This window comes from Halomonas rhizosphaerae (assembly GCF_030010555.1).
GTDB classification, from domain to species: Bacteria; Pseudomonadota; Gammaproteobacteria; order Pseudomonadales; family Halomonadaceae; genus Halomonas; species Halomonas rhizosphaerae.
The window spans coordinates 138,033-154,334 of sequence record NZ_JASCQP010000011.1 but is presented as its reverse complement, the minus strand read 5'-3'; the positions used below and the strand labels follow the sequence as shown (position 1 = coordinate 154,334).

At 68.0% G+C, this 16,302-nt stretch carries 17 protein-coding genes and 3 tRNA genes; 3 read left to right on the top strand and 17 right to left on the bottom strand.

Going from position 1 to position 16,302, the window contains the following annotated elements:
• From ccmE to ccmA, 5 genes are read right to left on the bottom strand one after another with little or no spacing between them, the layout of a single operon-like run.
• Entirely contained in the window at positions 1–516 is a 516-nt protein-coding gene (gene ccmE / locus QLQ83_RS03855) for a cytochrome c maturation protein CcmE (RefSeq protein WP_282734269.1), read from the bottom strand.
• Positions 506–742 (bottom strand): heme exporter protein CcmD, encoded by a 237-nt coding sequence (ccmD, locus tag QLQ83_RS03850; protein ID WP_282734236.1) that lies wholly within the window; start codon positions 740–742, stop codon positions 506–508. Before ccmD ends, ccmE begins: the two co-directional genes overlap by 11 nt.
• Positions 742–1,482, bottom strand: a complete 741-nt coding sequence (locus tag QLQ83_RS03845) for a heme ABC transporter permease (RefSeq protein ID WP_282734235.1) — start codon at positions 1,480–1,482, stop codon at positions 742–744. Before QLQ83_RS03845 ends, ccmD begins: the two co-directional genes overlap by 1 nt.
• Positions 1,483–1,496: 14 nt before the next feature.
• Positions 1,497–2,198, bottom strand: a complete 702-nt coding sequence (ccmB, locus tag QLQ83_RS03840) for a heme exporter protein CcmB (protein WP_282734234.1) — start codon at positions 2,196–2,198, stop codon at positions 1,497–1,499.
• 28 nt (positions 2,199–2,226) lie between these two features.
• Complete coding sequence (gene ccmA, locus QLQ83_RS03835; protein WP_282734233.1) at positions 2,227–2,871, bottom strand: cytochrome c biogenesis heme-transporting ATPase CcmA; 645 nt, start codon at positions 2,869–2,871, stop codon at positions 2,227–2,229.
• Positions 2,872–3,076: 205 nt separating this feature from the next.
• On the opposite strand from ccmA, the gene lexA reads away from it, so the two are divergent.
• Positions 3,077–3,547: a transcriptional repressor LexA gene (gene lexA, locus QLQ83_RS03830; protein ID WP_282734232.1), complete on the top strand. Its 471-nt coding sequence runs from the start codon at positions 3,077–3,079 to the stop codon at positions 3,545–3,547.
• Positions 3,547–4,164: an IMPACT family protein gene (locus QLQ83_RS03825; protein WP_282734231.1), complete on the top strand. Its 618-nt coding sequence runs from the start codon at positions 3,547–3,549 to the stop codon at positions 4,162–4,164. The genes lexA and QLQ83_RS03825 overlap by 1 nt, the downstream gene beginning before the upstream one ends.
• 35 nt (positions 4,165–4,199) lie before the next feature.
• On the opposite strand, the gene QLQ83_RS03820 is transcribed toward QLQ83_RS03825, so the two are convergent.
• The 3 genes from QLQ83_RS03820 to QLQ83_RS03810 are packed head-to-tail and all read right to left on the bottom strand — an operon-like array spanning position 4,200 to position 7,661.
• Positions 4,200–5,522 carry a sodium ion-translocating decarboxylase subunit beta gene (locus QLQ83_RS03820; protein ID WP_282734230.1) on the bottom strand — a complete coding sequence of 441 codons (1,323 nt, stop codon included), beginning with the start codon at positions 5,520–5,522 and terminating at the stop codon, positions 4,200–4,202.
• Positions 5,523–5,532: 10 nt separating this feature from the next.
• The gene (gene oadA / locus QLQ83_RS03815) at positions 5,533–7,362 is read right to left on the bottom strand and encodes a sodium-extruding oxaloacetate decarboxylase subunit alpha (RefSeq protein WP_282734229.1); all 1,830 of its coding nucleotides are present in this window, start codon (positions 7,360–7,362) and stop codon (positions 5,533–5,535) included.
• Positions 7,363–7,409: 47 nt separating this feature from the next.
• Positions 7,410–7,661: an OadG family protein gene (locus QLQ83_RS03810; RefSeq protein ID WP_282734228.1), complete on the bottom strand. Its 252-nt coding sequence runs from the start codon at positions 7,659–7,661 to the stop codon at positions 7,410–7,412.
• A gap of 171 nt (positions 7,662–7,832) precedes the next feature.
• Between QLQ83_RS03810 and QLQ83_RS03805 the strand changes: the two genes are divergently transcribed.
• Positions 7,833–8,798: a tRNA dihydrouridine synthase gene (locus QLQ83_RS03805; RefSeq protein ID WP_282734227.1), complete on the top strand. Its 966-nt coding sequence runs from the start codon at positions 7,833–7,835 to the stop codon at positions 8,796–8,798.
• A gap of 207 nt (positions 8,799–9,005) precedes the next feature.
• Here QLQ83_RS03805 and QLQ83_RS03800 read toward each other — a convergent pair.
• The 9 genes from QLQ83_RS03800 to QLQ83_RS03760 all read right to left on the bottom strand — a co-directional run bounded on the left by QLQ83_RS03800 (position 9,006) and on the right by QLQ83_RS03760 (position 16,231).
• Positions 9,006–9,082, bottom strand: a tRNA-Arg gene (locus tag QLQ83_RS03800).
• Positions 9,083–9,153: 71 nt separating this feature from the next.
• Positions 9,154–9,230, bottom strand: a tRNA-Arg gene (locus tag QLQ83_RS03795).
• A gap of 21 nt (positions 9,231–9,251) precedes the next feature.
• Positions 9,252–9,344 (bottom strand) — tRNA-Ser (locus QLQ83_RS03790).
• A 112-nt stretch (positions 9,345–9,456) separates the two neighbouring features.
• Positions 9,457–9,651, bottom strand: a complete 195-nt coding sequence (gene csrA / locus QLQ83_RS03785; protein ID WP_089712664.1) for a carbon storage regulator CsrA — start codon at positions 9,649–9,651, stop codon at positions 9,457–9,459.
• A 199-nt stretch (positions 9,652–9,850) separates the two neighbouring features.
• Positions 9,851–11,101, bottom strand: a complete 1,251-nt coding sequence (locus QLQ83_RS03780) for an aspartate kinase (protein WP_282734226.1) — start codon at positions 11,099–11,101, stop codon at positions 9,851–9,853.
• Positions 11,102–11,206: 105 nt separating this feature from the next.
• Positions 11,207–13,816 (bottom strand): alanine--tRNA ligase, encoded by a 2,610-nt coding sequence (gene alaS, locus QLQ83_RS03775; protein WP_282734225.1) that lies wholly within the window; start codon positions 13,814–13,816, stop codon positions 11,207–11,209.
• Between the two features lie 210 nt (positions 13,817–14,026).
• Positions 14,027–14,515, bottom strand: a complete 489-nt coding sequence (locus QLQ83_RS03770) for a regulatory protein RecX (protein WP_282734224.1) — start codon at positions 14,513–14,515, stop codon at positions 14,027–14,029.
• A 3-nt stretch (positions 14,516–14,518) separates the two neighbouring features.
• Entirely contained in the window at positions 14,519–15,586 is a 1,068-nt protein-coding gene (gene recA, locus QLQ83_RS03765; protein ID WP_282734223.1) for a recombinase RecA, read from the bottom strand.
• A 132-nt stretch (positions 15,587–15,718) separates the two neighbouring features.
• Positions 15,719–16,231, bottom strand: a complete 513-nt coding sequence (locus tag QLQ83_RS03760; protein WP_282734222.1) for a CinA family protein — start codon at positions 16,229–16,231, stop codon at positions 15,719–15,721.
• Positions 16,232–16,302: the final 71 nt, after the last annotated feature.

Below are 16,302 nucleotides of genomic sequence, written 5' to 3'. Positions count from 1 at the left end.
TCAGTTGGTCCGGCCGTCGCCGCTGTCTTCCGCCTGGGCTTCCACCTTCTTGCCCACCTCCTCGGCCTTGGCCTGGTAGTCCTCCGGCGAATAGCCAGCCTCCTCCAGGGCCTGGGCCACCTCGGGGGGCATGTAGTTCTCGTCGTGACGCGCCAGCACCTGGTCGGCTCGCAGCCAGCCGTCCTGCTGGAGTTCGCCGACCACCACCACGCCCTGCCCCTCGCGGAACAGGTCGGGGAGGATGCCGCTGTAGCGTACCTCGAGGTCGTCGACATAGTCGGTGACAGTGAACGTCACCTCGAGGCTCTCCTTGTCGCGATCCACCGAGCCCTCCTTGACCATGCCGCCGGCGCGGATCTGCCGTTCCAGGGGAGCATCCCCGGCAGCGATCTGCACCGGGCTGAAGAAGAGGTTGATGTTGCTGCGCAGGGCGTAGAGGGTCAGGCCCACGGCGATGGCGGCCAGCGAGACCAGCCCCAGGATAACGAACAGCTTCTGCTTGCGTTTAGCTCTCACGGGCATGGCCCTCTCGATGTGAAACCGGTGTCGCGGCGGCGTCCGATGCGCCGTGGTGCTGCGCGCGACGCGCCCGGCGCCGCAGGTCACGCAGCAGCGCTCGACGCTCGGCGCGGGCATGGAGCACCACGCCCACCAGCAGCAGCCCGGTGACGCCCCAGGACGCCCAGACATAGACGCCATGGCCGCCCATGGCCAGGAAGGCCGACAGGGAATCGAACGCCATCAGCTCACCTCCCCGGCCAGCTCACGCACCCAGCGCTTGCTCGCTTCGCGACGCAGGATCTCGCTGCGGGTGCGCATCAGGGTCACCGCGATGAAGAAGGAGTAGAAGCCCAGCACCATGATCAGCAGCGGCGCCCACATCTCCACCGGCATGGCCGGACGCGAGGTGACGCTGAAGGTGGCCGGCTGGTGGAGGGTGTACCACCAGTCCACCGAGTACTTGATGATGGGGATGTTGATCACGCCGACCATGGCCAGTACGGAGGCGGCCCGGGAGGCGCTGTCGCGACTGGAGAAGGCGCCGCGCAGGGCGATGACACCGAAGTAGAGGAACAGCAGGATGAGCATCGAGGTGAGACGCGCGTCCCACATCCACCAGGTGCCCCAGGTCGGCACGCCCCACACCGCGCCGGAGAACAGCGCCACGAAGGTCATGGCGGCACCCAAGGGGGCCATCATCGCCGCCGCCATGTCGGCGATCTTGATCTTCCAGACCATGAAGATGACGCCGGCCACCGCCATGCTGACGAAGATCGACTGGGCCAGGAAGGCCGCCGGCACGTGCACGTAGATGATGCGGAAGCTGTTGCCCTGCTGGTAGTCCGCCGGGGCGAAGGCCAGCCCCCAGGCGCTGCCGACCAGGATCAGCACCGCCGCCGCCCCCCAGAACCAGGGCTGCAGGCGCGTGCTGATGGCGTAGAACCACTTGGGTGATCCGAGCTTGTGTATGAAGGCCCACATGCCGATTGTCGTCCTCAACCGTTGATACTGATGCGCAGTGACGCCGCGATCGCCCAGGGGGCGAGGCTCAGCGCCACTGCCAGGAGCGCCCCCAGGATGGCCAGGTGCGCCGAGACGCCATCGCCGAGGATGGCCGCCTGCACGGCCCCGGCGCCGAAGATCAGCACCGGGATATAGAGGGGCAGCACCAGCAGCGACAGCAGCACGCCGCCCCGCGAGAGCCCCACGGTCAGCGCCGCCCCGATGGCGCCGATCAGGCTCAGGCTGGCACTGCCCAGCGCCAGCGACAGTGCCAGCACCGCATAGCTGCCTGCCGGCAGCGACAGCAGGATGCCCAGCAGCGGTGCCATCAGTGCCAGCGGCAGGCCGGTGAGCAGCCAGTGCACCGCCACCTTGGCCAACGCCAGCGCCGGCAGCGGCTGGGGCGAGAGCAGCAGCTGCTCCAGGGAGCCATCGTCGTAGTCGCTGCGAAACAAGCTGTCCAGGGAGAGCAGCGCCGCGAGCAGCGCCGCCACCCACAGCAGGCCCGGGGCGATGGTCGCCAGCAGCTCCGGGTCCGGCGAGATGCCGATCGGGAACAGGGTGATCACCAGGGCGAAGAACACCAGCGGGTTGAGCACCTCGCTGCGCCGGCGCATCATCAGCACCAGGTCACGCTTCAGCGTCGCTCGAATTGCGACCCCGGCACCGCCCTCGGGTTCCCGGAACAGCGGCATGTCACCCGGCTCCTGCGCCAAGCGTGACTCAGAGTGTGGCATCGTCGCCCCCCTGCCCCAACCGGATGCGCCGCAGTGCCGGAGAGTCGGCCAATTCGTGGTGGGTGGTGACCAGCACGCAGCCGCCGCGCCGGGCATGGGCCGCCAGGCGCCCCTCGAGGGCCGCCACGCCGTCGCGATCGATGGCGGTGAAGGGCTCGTCGAGCACCCAGAGCGGACGCGGAATCAGCTCCAGCCGGGCCAGGGCCACCCGGCGCTGCTGGCCGGCGGAGAGCTGGCCGGCGGGCAGGTCCTCGAAGCCGGCGAGCCCCACGGCCGAGAGCGCCGAGAAGCGCGCGGCCTCATCATCGGGCTCGCCCGCCAGGGCCTGGTACCAGGCCAGGTTCTCTAGTGGCGTCAGCGCCGCCTTGACCCCCGGCGCATGGCCCAGGTAGAGCAGGTTGGCCAGGAAGTCCTGGCGCGTGCGTCGCATGGGGTGGTCGTTCCAGTAGAGCTCTCCCTGAAAGTCGGCCAGCTGCCCGGAAAGGATCTTCAGCAGGGTGGTCTTGCCGCTGCCGTTGGGGCCTTCCACACGCACGATCTCGCCGGCATGGATGTCCAGGTCAAGGTCTCTGAACAGCCAGCGATCGTCCCGCTCACAGGCCAGCTTTCGGGCTTGCAGCCGCAGGCTCAAGGCACTCTCCCGGCATGGGTAATTTCGCCCGGAACTCTACACGGAAAGGGCCCTGGCTACCAGTCGAGCCGTCTGCGTCAGCCGGTCGCACTTGCCCTGGATCAAGCCTTGCGTGGACAGCCATCCCTTGCCAGATTCCGGCCCCCTGCTATGCTCGTGAAACACTGTACGTATCGACAGGTTTCGACGACAGGGGAGACATCGCATGCCCAACGTCACACCGCAGTACCTGGAGCGCCGCCGCAACCTTCCGCTGGCCCAGGCCTGGGCGGCCATCGAGGCGGACGACCTGACCGAGATCCCGCTGCTCGGCCGCGTCTCGGCGGGAATGCCCATCGAGGCCTGCCCCGAGGCCGGCAGCATCCAGGTACCCACGCGCATGGTGCGCCGCAACACCTATGCCCTGCGAGTGCGCGGCGACTCCATGGTCGATTGCAACATCTTCGACGGGGATGTGATCATCATCGAGCGCCGCGAGAGTGCCGAGAACGGCGAGACCGCGGTGGTGATGATCAACGATCAGGAGGTCACCCTGAAGAAGCTCTACATCGAGAAGTCAGGCGTGCGCCTGCAGCCGGCCAACGAGCGCATGGCCCCCATCTACCTGCGCAACGACGACATCCAGGTGATCGGCCTGGTGATGGGCGTGGTGCGTCAGGCGGAGCTGGCCGCCTGATGCGCTATCCGGTACCCGACCTGCTGCCCGGAGAGTGGCGGGAAACCGAGACCGACGTCGAGCGCAGCCGCTTTATCACCTGGCTCTGCCATTCGCCGGATACGGCCGCCTTCGAGGCACTGCTGGCCGAGGCACGCCGAACCCACCCCGGCGCCAGCCACCACTGCAGCGCCTTCATCGCCGGCCCACCCGGCGAGCAGACCGCCATCGGATTCTCCGACGACGGCGAGCCCGGCGGCACCGCCGGGCGTCCCATGTTCCAGGTGCTGGAGGGCGCCGGCCTCGGCGAGGTGGGCTGCGTGGTCACGCGCTACTTCGGCGGCACCAAGCTCGGCACCGGGGGCCTGGCGCGCGCCTACTCCCGCGCCGTGGCCGAGGGCCTGGAGGCCCTGCCGCGCCGCACGGTGGTCGAGCGCACTCCGCTGCGCCTGCGGGTCGACTTCGCCGGCGAGGCCGAGGCCCGCGCCTGGCTGGCCGGCCAGGAGGTGCCGGTCGAGCAGGCCGAGTACGGCGCCGACGGCGTGCGGCTCACGGTGGGCTGGCCAAGCGACGCCCCTGCCGACCTGACCGCCCTCGAGACACGCCTGCGGGGCCGGCTCGCATTGCTGGACGATTGACTCCGCCAGCACGAGGAACGGCGCCCGAGGGCGCCTCACCCCAGATACTTGATCATCACCCCGGCGGCCACCGCCGAACCGATCACCCCGGCCACGTTGGGCCCCATGGCGTGCATCAGCAGGAAGTTGTGGGGGTTGGACTCCAGCCCCACCTTGTTGGCCACCCGCGCCGCCATGGGCACCGCCGAGACCCCGGCGGCCCCGATCAGCGGGTTGATCGGCATCTTGCTCATCACGTTCATCAGCTTGGCCATCAGCACCCCGGCGGCGGTGCCGATGCCGAAGGCCACGATGCCCAGGCCGAGGATCCCCAAGGTCTCCACCGCCAGGAAGCTGTCGGCCATCAGCTTGGAGCCCACCGAGAGGCCCAGGAAGATGGTCACGATGTTGATCAGCGCGTTCTGGGCCGTGTCCGAGAGCCGCTCCACCACGCCACACTCGCGCATCAGGTTGCCGAAGCAGAACATCCCCAGCAGCGGCGCCGCATCCGGCAGGAAGAAGGCCACCAGCAGCAGGATCGCGATCGGGAAGACCACCTTCTCGAGCTTCGACACCGGCCGCAGCTGGGTCATGGTGATCTCGCGCTCCCGCTTCGAAGTGAGAAGCTTCATGATCGGCGGCTGGATGAGCGGAACCAGCGCCATATAGGCATAGGCGGCCACGGCGATGGCACCCAGCAGCTCCGGGGCCAGCACGCTCGACACATAGATCGAGGTGGGGCCGTCGGCACCGCCGATGATGCCGATGGCGGCGGCCTGGTTGAGCGAGAAGTCCATCACGCCCAGGGCCGAGAGCCCTACCGCGCCGAACAGGGTGGCGAAGATGCCGAACTGGGCCGCCGCGCCCAGGAACAGGGTACGCGGGTTGGCCAGCAGCGGGCCGAAGTCGGTCATCGCCCCCACGCCCATGAAGATCACCAGCGGGGCGATGCCCGAGGCGATGGCCACGGCGTAGAAGCTGTAGAGCATGCCGTCGCCGTAGCCGACGCCGACCGCCACGTCGCGGGCGGCACGCAGCGCCTCCGGCGAGGCCCCGTCATGGGCCAGCCCCTTGAGGGTCTGGCGCCACGTCTCGGCGTCGGCCAGCGGGTCCAGGCTCGCACCGAGGGCGGTCCCGAGCTGCTGGAGCACGGCGGGCCTGGCCACCTCGATGGCCTGGTCCAGCGCCGACAGCGCCAGGCCCGCCTCGGGAATGTTGGCCAGGATGCCGCCGAAGCCGATCGGCACCAGCAGCAGCGGCTCGAACTTCTTGCGGATCGCCAGGTAGAGCAGCACCAGCCCCACCAGGATCATCACGGCCTGGCCCAGATTCAGGTTGTAGAGCCCCGAGCCGTGCCAGAGTGTCAGTAGTTTCTCCATGAGGGGGCCCTTAGAGCTCGATCAGGACGTCACCGACGGCGACGCTGTCGCCCTCGCTGACCTTGACAGCGGAGACGGTGCCGGCGCCCGTGGCACGCACCTCGGTCTCCATCTTCATGGCCTCGAGGATGATCACCACGTCCCCCGCCTCGACGCTGTCGCCCTCGCGCACGTTGACCTTGAAGATGTTGCCGGCCAGCGGCGCGGTGATCGCCTCACCGCTCGCGGCCGGCGCGGCCTCGGGCTGGGCGGGCGCGGCCTGCTCCTGGACAGCACCGACCTCGCCGCCCTCGGCGACCTCCACCACGTAGGCCTTGCCGTTGACCTTGACGGTGTAGGTCTCGGGGCCGGCCGGCGCCGTGCCCTGGGTGGCCGGGGCCCTGGCCTCGGCCTTCGCCGGCAGGCTGGCACTGGCGTCGGGGGTCTCCTTCCCGGGGGCCTGGGGCGCGGGCTCGAAGGCGTCGGGGTTGTCGCGGTTCTTGAGAAACTTCAGGCCGATCTGCGGGAAGAGCGCATAGGTCAGCACGTCGTCGATCTCGCGCTCGCCCTCGGCCAGGCGGATGCCTTCGGCCTTGGCCTTCTCCTTGAGCTCGGCGGTCAGACGGTCCATCTCCGGCTCCAGCCGGTCGGCGGGGCGGCAGGTGATCGGCTCGCCCCCCTCCAGCACGCGCGCCTGAAGCTCCTTGTTGAACGGCGCCGGGGCGGCACCGTACTCGCCCTTGAGCAGCGCCTGGACCTCCTTGGAGATCGACTTGTAGCGCTCGCCCATCATCACGTTCATCACCGCCTGGGTGCCGACGATCTGCGAGGTGGGGGTGACCAGCGGGATAAAGCCCAGATCTTCCCGTACCCTGGGAATTTCCTTCAGAACATCGTCGAGCTTGTCGCCGGCGCCCTGCTCCTTGAGCTGGCCTTCCATGTTGGTGAGCATGCCGCCCGGCACCTGGGCGATCAGGATGCGCGAGTCGATGCCCTTCAGCGAGCCCTCGAAGGCGGCGTACTTCTTGCGCACCTCGCGGAAGTAGGCGGCGATCTCCTCGAGCAGCTCGAGGTCCAGGCCGGTGTCGCGCTCGGTGCCCGCCAGGATGGCCACCACCGACTCGGTGGGGCTATGGCCATAGGTCATGGACATCGAGGAGATGGCGGTATCGACGTTGTCGATGCCCGCCTCTGCGGCCTTGAGGGCGGTGGCGGTGGACATGCCGGTGGTGGCGTGGCACTGCATGTGGATGGGGATGTCCACGGCGGCCTTGAGCTTGGTGACCAGCTCATAGGCATCGTAGGGCTTGAGCAGGCCGGCCATGTCCTTGATGGCCAGGGAGTCGGCGCCCATGGCGGCGATGGTCTTGCCGAGCTCGACCCAGCCGTCCAGGGTGTGCACCGGGCTCACGGTATAGGAGAGCGTGCCCTGGGCGTGCCCCTCGACCTTGCGGACCGCCTGGATGGCCCGCTCGAGGTTGCGCGGGTCGTTCATGGCATCGAAGACGCGGAAGACGTCGACGCCGTTGGTCCTGGCCCGCTCGACGAAACGGTCCACCACGTCATCGGCGTAGTGGCGGTAGCCGAGCAGGTTCTGGCCGCGCAGCAGCATCTGCTGGGGGGTGTTGGGCATGGCCGCCTTCAACGCCCGTATCCGCTCCCACGGATCCTCGCCGAGGTAGCGGATACAGGCGTCGAAGGTGGCCCCGCCCCAGGACTCCAGCGACCAGAAGCCGACGCGGTCGAGCTTCTCGGCGATGGGCAGCATGTCATCGAGGCGCATGCGGGTGGCGAACAGCGACTGGTGGGCATCGCGCAGGACGACATCGGTGATGCCAAGCGGGCGTGTCTTGTCAGTCATGGTCGTGACCTTGTCGTTATGGATGGAAGGGGAAAGGGGGAGTCGCCTCAGCGGCGGTGGCGGCGGCGATAGCGATGCACCGCGGCGGTGATGGCGACCATCACGTCATCGTCCTGGCGAGGCGCCGGCGGGCGGCGGTTGCCGGTCGCGGCAGGCGCGGGCGGCTCGGGGAAGAAGCGACCGATGGCCTTGGACATCAGGGTGGTGACGATCACCAGCACGGTAAGAAAAACAAAGACAAAGCCCATGCCGAGCCCCATCAGGGCAAGCCCCTCGTTGAGCAGCTGCGTGTCCTGCATGCGAATTCTCCTGCTTCTTGCGCTTAGTTGGGCTCGATCTCACGAGAAAACCCGGCTTGCGCATTTTTTAGGATGCTATAACCTGCCACATCCCCGACAGATTGCAATGGCGTCATGGTGGAAGTCAGCGTTGTTAATTTACTACATAACGGGCGGATCGGCCTAGCGCCCATGGAGGGAGTCATCGATGCGGTGACTCGCGACCTCCTGACCCGCACCCCCGGTTTCGACTGGGTGGTGACAGAATTCGTGCGCGTGGTGGACGCCCGCCTGCCGCCCCGCGTCTTCCATCGGCACTGCCCGGAACTGGCGCGCCCCGGCGTCACTACGCCGAGTGGCGTCCCCGTGCAGTTGCAACTGCTGGGCTCCGACCCGGAGGCCCTCGCGGCCAATGCCCGCCAGGCCCTGAGCCTCGGCGCCACCGGCCTGGACCTCAATTTCGGCTGCCCGGCCAAGCTGGTCAACCGTCACGATGGCGGCGCCTCGCTGCTGCGTGACCCGCGACGGGTTCACGCCGCCGTGTCGGCGGTGTCCCGGGCCGTGGGCGACGAGATCCCGGTGACGGCCAAGATTCGCCTGGGCTTCTCCGATCGCCGCCTGGCCCTGGCCTGCGCCCTGGCCACCCAGGACGCCGGCGCCCGGCGCCTGGTGGTCCATGGCCGTACCCGCGACGAGGGCTACCGCCCGCCGGCCCACTGGGAGTGGATCGGCCGCATCCACCAGCGCCTCTCCATCCCGGTGGTCGCCAACGGCGACATCTGGACCCTGGAGGACTACTGGAAGGCCCGCACCCTCTCCGGGTGTCGCGACGTGATGCTCGGCCGCGGCGCCCTGGCCGACCCCTGGCTGGCGGCACGCATCCGCCATTGGCAGGCAACCGGTAAGCAATTGCCCGACACGCCCTGGCAGGCCCGGGCACAGATCCTCGTCGACTTTGCTGCATTGCAGCGTAGCACACTTCCGGCGCGCGTCGTCACTGCCCTGATCAAGCAGTGGCTCAACCATATGCGCCAGCGCGACCACGAGGCGGCCCGCCGCTTCCAGGCCGTGAAGCGGTTGCGCGACCTGGACGACCTGCTGGCGGGCCTCGAGCTCCCTCTCCCCGATCACGCCGGCCATCGCGCCGAGATGGCCTGACGCGGATCACCAGCAGGCGACAGGCGCCCACAAAAAAGAGGCGCTCGTCGCATCACGACGGCGCCTCAAACGATCGCCGGGTCGGCACGCGAGACGCGCCGACCCGGCTAGCAGCAGCACACTGCCCCCGACACACCGATGGAAGACTCGGATCAGCGGGCCCGGAAAGCAGAAGACCCGCCCTCGCAGGGAGGACGGGTCGAGATCTGGCGCGCCCGGGAGGATTCGAACCTCCGACCACCTGATTCGTAGTCAGGTACTCTATCCAGCTGAGCTACGGGCGCGTAAGGCAACAAGCAGGTTCGTTGCGGGGATCAATCAAGCGCTACACCGCCGATCACATCCGAAGTGAAGGTGGCGCGCCCGGGAGGATTCGAACCTCCGACCACCTGATTCGTAGTCAGGTACTCTATCCAGCTGAGCTACGGGCGCTTGACCTTCGCGTGACGACAATGGCGGAGAGGGAGGGATTCGAACCCTCGAAGAGGCTATAAACCCCTTACTCCCTTAGCAGGGGAGCGCCTTCAGCCACTCGGCCACCTCTCCCTCATCGACACGGTGCGTATCCTACCGTTTTAGAAGGCCATTGTCCAGCAACCCGGGCAATTTTTCGCCCTGGCCCCGCGATGGCGCTCCCGCTTCGCGCACCGGCCGCGTGCTAGTCATCGCTCTCGAGACCGGAATCGGCCTTCTCGCGCTGGATGCGCTGGTAGATCTCCTCGCGATGCACGGCGACATCCTTCGGGGCATTGACGCCGATGCGGACCTGATTGCCCTTGACGCCAAGGACGGTCACGGTGATGTCGTCACCGATCATCAGGGTTTCGCCGACACGGCGGGTCAGGATGAGCATGACTGATCTCCTTCTCAGACTTCTGGCTACGGGATGCTCGCCGGCAGGGACGACGAAGTTACATTGTGCGACAAGTCGTCGTCCCTGACCAATGGCGCCGACCCATGAGACGCCCGCGCCACGTTGAAAGGAAGCCCTGTGGCACGGGGGTCGCGGCCTTCCCTACAAGCGTAGAAGGTGTCGTCGCCCCGAGAGAGCCTTATTCGGCCTCGATGTCGCTCTTGTCGAGGCCGAAGGCCTTGTGCAGCGCCTTGACCGCCAGCTCCATGTGCTTCTCGTCGATCACCACGGAGATCTTGATCTCGGAGGTGGAGACCATGCGAATGTTGATGTTCTCGTCGGCCAGCACGCGGAAGAACTTCGAGGCCACCCCGGCATGGGAGCGCATGCCCACCCCGACCAGCGAGACTTTGGCGATGTTGTCGTCCCCGCGCAGATCGCCGCCCCCCAGGTCGGGGATCACCTGCTCCTGGAGGATCTTCATGGTCTGCTTGTAGTCGCCCTTGGCCACCGTGAAGGTGAAATCGGTGTAGTCACCGGCCGGTGCCACGTTCTGGACGATCATGTCGACCTCGATGTTGGCATCGGCGATCGGCCCCAGGATGCGCGAGGCCACGCCCGGCACGTCGGGGGTGTTGAGCAGGGTCAGCTTGGCTTCGTTGGCGGTGAAGGCGATGCCGGAGATCAGCGGTTCTTCCATGGAATCCTCGTCTTGGTCGGAGTCTGCAACGATCAGGGTGCCGGGGCCATCCTCGAAGCTGGACAGCACGCGCAGCGGGACATTGTACTTGCCGGCGAACTCGACGGCGCGAATCTGCAGGACCTTGGAGCCCAGGCTCGCCAGTTCCAGCATCTCCTCGACGGTGATGGTGTCGAGACGCTGGGCCCTGGAGCAGACCCGTGGATCGGTGGTGTAGACGCCGTCGACGTCGGTATAGATCTGGCACTCGTCCGCCTTCAGCGCCGCTGCCAGCGCCACGCCGGTGGTATCGGAGCCGCCGCGGCCGAGGGTGGTGATGTTGCCCTCCTCGTCGACGCCCTGGAAGCCGGCGACCACCACCACCTGACCGTCGTCCAGATCGGCCTGCAGCTCATCGGTCTCGATGCGCTGGATGCGCGCCTTAGTGTGGGCACTGTCGGTCCGGATGCCCACCTGGGAACCGGTATAGGAGGTCGCCGGCACGCCGATCTTGTGGAGGGCCATGGCCAGCAGCGAGATGGTCACCTGCTCGCCGGTGGAGACCAGCATGTCCATCTCGCGCGGCGTCGGCTCGTCGTTGATCTCGTTGGCCATGCCGATCAGGCGATTGGTCTCGCCGCTCATGGCGGAGACCACGACGACGACCTGGTGGCCGTTGTCGCGAAAGCCCTTGACCTTCTCGGCCACGGCCTTGATGCGCTCCACGGAGCCCACCGAGGTGCCGCCGAATTTCTGTACGTATAGTGCCATATGCCGATTTCCCTCGTGCGTCGAGTGCGAATCGCGCTCGGATGAGTGAAAGGTGAGTGAAGATGACGAGGGCCGAGGCATCGCTGCCGCCGGCCCTGGTAGCCCTTACTGGAGCCGCTCCTCGACCCAGGCCGGCACGCCGTCCAGCGCGCCCGGCAGCGCCGCCACGTCGCTGCCGCCGGCCTGGGCCATGTCGGGCCGGCCACCGCCCTTGCCGCCGACCTGGGCCGCCACGTGGTTGACCAGCTCGCCGGCCTTGACCCGGCCGGTCAGGTCATCGGTGACGCCGGCGATCAGGCTGACCTTGCCGGCCTCGGCATCGGCCACGCCCAGCACCACGATGCCGGAGCCGAGCTTGTTCTTGAGCTGGTCGAGCATGCCGCGCAGCTCCTTGCCGGCCACACCTTCGAGGCGCTTGGCCAGCACCTTGACCCCCTTGACCTCCCTGGCCTCGTTGATCATGTCGTTGCCGGCGGCGCTGGCCAGCTTGGCCTTGAGGCGCTCGAGCTCCTTCTCCAGGGTGCGGTTGCGTTCGAGCAGCGCCTCGACCCGCTCCTCGGCCTGCTCCGGCTTGGCCTTGAGGCGCTCGCCGATGCGATTGAGGCGCACCTCCTGCTCGCGGAACCAGGCCAGCGCCCCCTCGCCGGTGATCGCCTCGATGCGGCGCACGCCTGACGCGATACCCGCCTCGCTGACGATGTGGAAGCAGCCGATGTCGCCGCTGCGCGCCACGTGGGTGCCGCCGCACAGCTCGATGGAGAAGTCGTCGGCACCGATGGTCAGCACCCGCACGCTGTCGGCGTACTTGGCCTCGAACAGCGCCGCGGCGCCCTTGGTCTTGGCCTCATCGAGGCTCATGTGCTGGATCCGGGTCGGTGCGTTGGCCAGGATCTGCTCGTTGACCAGGCGTTCCACCTCGGCCAGCTGCTCCGGGGTCATGGGCTCGAAGTGGCTGAAGTCGAAGCGCAGCCGCTCGGGGGTGACCAGCGAGCCCTTCTGCGCCACGTGGTCGCCGAGCACCAGGCGCAGCGCCTTGTGCATCAGGTGGGTTGCGGAGTGGTTGCGCACCGTGGCCGCGCGCAGGCTGGCGTCGACCCGCGGGTGGACCTCGGCGCCCACCGCCAGCGTGCCCTCGAGCAGCACGCCATGGTGCAGGTGGTGGCCAGCCTGCTTCTGGGTGTCGGTGACCAGGAAGCGCCCCCCCTCCAGCTCCAGGTAGCCGGTATCGCCCACCTGGCCGCCGGACTCGCCATAGAAGGGCGTGCGGTCGAGCACCACGACGCCTCGCTGCTCCTGCTCGAGCCGCGCCAGGGGATTGCCCTCCCGATCGACCAGGGCGGTGACGGTGGCGCGATCCTCCAGCAGGTCATGGCCGGTGAAGGCGGTCTCGCCCTCGAGGTCCAGAGCGGCACCGTAGTCGGCGCCGAACTGACTGGCCGCGCGGGCGCGCTCCCGCTGGGCTTCAAGCTCGCGCTCGAAGCCGGCCTCGTCGAGGCTCACGCCACGCTCGCGGCAGACATCGGCGGTCAGATCAAAGGGAAAGCCGTAGGTGTCATAGAGCTTGAAGACCGTCTCGCCGGGCAGGGTATCGCTCTCGAGGCCGGCCAGGGCTTCCTCGAGCAGGCCCATGCCGTGTTCCAGGGTACGGGCGAACTGCTCCTCCTCCTTGAGCAGCACGCGCTCGATCTGGTGGCGCGCCTCGCGCAGCTCCGGATAGGCGGCGCCCATCTCCACGTCCAGCGCGCCCACCAGCTTGTGGAAGAAGTTGCCGCGCGCACCCAGCTTGTGACCGTGGCGGATGGCACGACGGATGATCCGGCGCAGCACATAGCCGCGCCCCTCGTTGGCGGGCAACACGCCGTCGGCGATCAGGAAGGCGCAGGACCGGATGTGATCGGCGATCACCCGCAGCGACGGCGTGGAAGTGTCGGCATGGCCGGTGGCGCGGGCCGCGGCCTCGAGCAGGTTCTGAAAGAGGTCGATCTCGTAGTTGGAGTGCACACCCTGCATCACCGCGGCGATGCGCTCCAGGCCCATGCCGGTATCGATAGAGGGCTTGGGCAGCGGGTGCAGGGTACCGGCCGCGTCACGGTCGAACTGCATGAACACCAGGTTCCAGATCTCGATGTAGCGGTCGCCGTCCTCCTCGGGGCTCCCCGGGGGGCCACCCCATACCTCGGGGCCGTGATCGAAGAAGATCTCGGAGCTCGGCCCGCAGGGGCCGGTGTCGCCCATCTGCCAGAAATTGTCCTCGTCGAGCCTGGAGAAGCGCTCGGGGTCGATGCCCATCTCGTCCTTCCAGATGCGCTCGGCCTCGTCGTCGCTGACGTGCACGGTGACCCACAGCTTTTCCTTCGGCAGGCCCAGGGTCTCGGTGAGGAATTCCCAGGCAAAGCGGATGGCATCGCGCTTGAAGTAGTCGCCGAAGCTGAAGTTGCCCAGCATCTCGAAGAAGGTGTGGTGGCGGGCGGTATAGCCGACGTTGTCCAGGTCGTTGTGCTTGCCGCCGGCGCGCACGCAGCGCTGAGACGAGGCCGCACGCACGTAGGGACGGGGGTCGCGCCCCAGGAAGACGTCCTTGAACGGTACCATGCCGGCATTGGTGAACAGCAGGGTCGGGTCGTTGCCGGGAACCAGTGAGCTGGAGGGCACGACGGTATGGCCGTGTGCCTCGAAGTAACTCAGAAAGGCCTGTCTGATGTCTGCGCTTTTCATGGGGTATCCGTGGCGATGAACGGGGTGACCCGGCGGGCGACGCTGGCTCGAGGCGGGTACCACGACGCGCGGTCTCCAGCCGCATCGTGGTGCCGCGGGATGCCACCCGGGGCGTTCGCAAAGGAAGCCATTATAGCGCAGTTGTCAAGGGACTGAAGGGGCGCCAGCGCCAGCACCCCTCATGGCTGATGCGGGGGCTGACCTGGAGGACTACTGATCTGGTGTCGAATCCCAGGCGTGCTCCAGGGCGTGGCGCACCTGGTCGAAGTCGAAGCCGCGTTGGGCCAGGAAGCGCTCGCGGCGGGCGCGCTCGCGGGGCGACTCGCCGGGTCCGGTGAAGCGCCTCGAGAGCGCCTCGCAGGCCAGGGCGAGCCAGTCGCCCTCGCCGGCCTGCTCGCTCTCGGCGAAGGCGTGACGGACCGCCTCCCGGTCGAGGCCGCGTCGCTCCAGCTCCAGCCGGATCTTCAGCGGCCCCTGGCCCCGCAGGATGCGTGAGCGCAGGAAACTCTCGGCGAAGCGGGCGTCAGACTGCAGCCCCTGCTCGGCCAGGTCGTTCAGGCACTCGGCGATGCGCTCGGGCGCGTAGCCCTTGGCCGCCAGGCGCTCGGCCAGCTCCTGGCGCGAGTGCTCCCGCCGGGCCAGCAGGCGAATGGCATCGTCCCGGGGCGACGACTCGCTGCCGGAGGACTGTCCCAGCATGCCTTATGGCTGGTCGTCGTCGCGGCCGGCCTCGGCGGTGAGCGCCTCGTCAACGGCCTGCTCCTTCTTGGGCTCCACCGGGGCGAGCAGCTGGGCGCGGATCTGGCTCTCGATCTCCTCCATCACCGCCGGGTTGTCCTCAAGGAACTGGGCGGCGTTGGCCTTGCCCTGGCCGATCTTGTTGCCCTGGTAGCTGTACCAGGCCCCCGCCTTGTCAACCAGCTTGCACTGCACACCCAGGTCGACCACCTCCCCGGCATGGTAGATCCCCTTGCCGTAGAGGATCTGGAACTCCGCCTGGCGAAACGGCGGCGCGACCTTGTTCTTGACCACCTTGACCCGGGTCTCGTTGCCGGTGACCTCGTCACCCTGCTTGACCGAACCGGTGCGGCGGATGTCCAGGCGCACGCTGGAGTAGAACTTGAGCGCATTGCCGCCGGTGGTGGTCTCGGGGCTGCCGAACATCACGCCGATCTTCATGCGGATCTGGTTGATGAAGACCACCATGCAGTTGGCGTTCTTGATATTCCCGGTGATCTTGCGCAGGGCCTGGGACATCAGGCGCGCCTGCAGGCCGACGTGGGAGTCGCCCATCTCGCCCTCGATCTCGGCCCGCGGGGTCAGTGCCGCCACCGAGTCGATGATGATCACGTCGACACCGCCGGAGCGCACCAGCATGTCGCAGATCTCGAGGGCCTGCTCGCCGGTATCCGGCTGGGAGACCAGCAGGTCGTCGAGATTGACGCCGAGCTTCTCGGCATAGCTCGGGTCCAGGGCGTGCTCGGCATCGATGAAGGCGCAGGTCTTGCCCTGCTTCTGGGCCTGGGCGATCACCGACAGGGTCAGGGTGGTCTTGCCCGAGGATTCGGGTCCGAAGATCTCGACCACCCGGCCCAGCGGCAGGCCGCCGATCCCCAGGGCGATGTCCAGGCCCAGCGAGCCGGTGGAGACCGAGGGCATCACCACGCGCGGGGCGTCGCCCAGGCGCATCACGGTGCCCTTGCCGAACTGGCGGTCGATCTGGGAAAGGGCGGCGTCCAGCGCCTTGCTGCGGTTTTCGTCCTGAGCCATGAAGGAACTCCTGAGAGGTAGCGAATGAAGATGACGATGGCCGGTAACCACTGTATGACTGCACAGTAGTATGGCGAAAAAATCCCGGCGCGACCAGCATTGCAGTCGTGGCAGCACGACCGGACCAGGGGGTCAGTCCGACGCCAGCCGCCGCACCAGGCCGATCAGCGCCTCGCGCACGGCCTGTTCGCGCACCGCTGCCCGGTCGCCCGCGAAGTGGTGGCACGCCGCCTCGACCCGTTCGGTGTCGCCCCAGGCCAGCCAGACGGTGCCTACGGGCTTGTCGGCACTGCCGCCGCCGGGGCCGGCTACCCCGCTGATCGCCACGCCCAGCTCGGCGCCGCTGTCGTGGCAGGCGCCGGCGACCATGGCCTCGACCACCTCGCGACTGACCGCCCCCTGCTCGGCCAGCAGCGCTTCCGACACGCCCAGCAGGCGGGTCTTGGCACCGTTGGCATAGGTCACGTAGCCGGTCTCGAACCAGTCGGAGCTGCCGGCCACGGCGGTGATGGCGCTGGCCACCCCGCCCCCGGTGCAGGACTCGGCCGCGGTGACCGTGATGCCCCGCTCGCGGCACAGTTCGCCAAGACGCTCGGCGAGGGCCACGAGGTCGAGGTCGGCCAGGCGGGAGGCGCGGAGGGACATGGCATGACTCCTGGGCTTTCGCAGCGGCCGAGACGACGTCGGCCGCGCGTGAGCGATGACTTTTCCGTACA

Bases quoted from the DNA above. Each gene is read 5' to 3' on its own strand.
- ccmD (WP_282734236.1), bottom strand. From the start codon at position 742: ATGGCGTTCGATTCCCTGTCGGCCTTCCTGGCCATGGGCGGCCATGGC.
- alaS (WP_282734225.1), bottom strand. From the start codon at position 13,816: ATGAAAAGCGCAGACATCAGACAGGCCTTTCTGAGTTACTTCGAGGCA.
- QLQ83_RS03820 (WP_282734230.1), bottom strand. From the start codon at position 5,522: ATGGAGAAACTACTGACACTCTGGCACGGCTCGGGGCTCTACAACCTG.
- oadA (WP_282734229.1), bottom strand. From the start codon at position 7,362: ATGACTGACAAGACACGCCCGCTTGGCATCACCGATGTCGTCCTGCGC.
- csrA (WP_089712664.1), bottom strand. From the start codon at position 9,651: ATGCTCATCCTGACCCGCCGTGTCGGCGAAACCCTGATGATCGGTGAC.
- QLQ83_RS03760 (WP_282734222.1), bottom strand. From the start codon at position 16,231: ATGTCCCTCCGCGCCTCCCGCCTGGCCGACCTCGACCTCGTGGCCCTC.
- recA (WP_282734223.1), bottom strand. From the start codon at position 15,586: ATGGCTCAGGACGAAAACCGCAGCAAGGCGCTGGACGCCGCCCTTTCC.
- QLQ83_RS03805 (WP_282734227.1), top strand. From the start codon at position 7,833: ATGGAGGGAGTCATCGATGCGGTGACTCGCGACCTCCTGACCCGCACC.
- QLQ83_RS03825 (WP_282734231.1), top strand. From the start codon at position 3,547: ATGCGCTATCCGGTACCCGACCTGCTGCCCGGAGAGTGGCGGGAAACC.
- QLQ83_RS03770 (WP_282734224.1), bottom strand. From the start codon at position 14,515: ATGCTGGGACAGTCCTCCGGCAGCGAGTCGTCGCCCCGGGACGATGCC.
- ccmB (WP_282734234.1), bottom strand. From the start codon at position 2,198: ATGCCGCTGTTCCGGGAACCCGAGGGCGGTGCCGGGGTCGCAATTCGA.
- lexA (WP_282734232.1), top strand. From the start codon at position 3,077: ATGCCCAACGTCACACCGCAGTACCTGGAGCGCCGCCGCAACCTTCCG.
- QLQ83_RS03845 (WP_282734235.1), bottom strand. From the start codon at position 1,482: ATGTGGGCCTTCATACACAAGCTCGGATCACCCAAGTGGTTCTACGCC.
- QLQ83_RS03780 (WP_282734226.1), bottom strand. From the start codon at position 11,101: ATGGCACTATACGTACAGAAATTCGGCGGCACCTCGGTGGGCTCCGTG.
- QLQ83_RS03810 (WP_282734228.1), bottom strand. From the start codon at position 7,661: ATGCAGGACACGCAGCTGCTCAACGAGGGGCTTGCCCTGATGGGGCTC.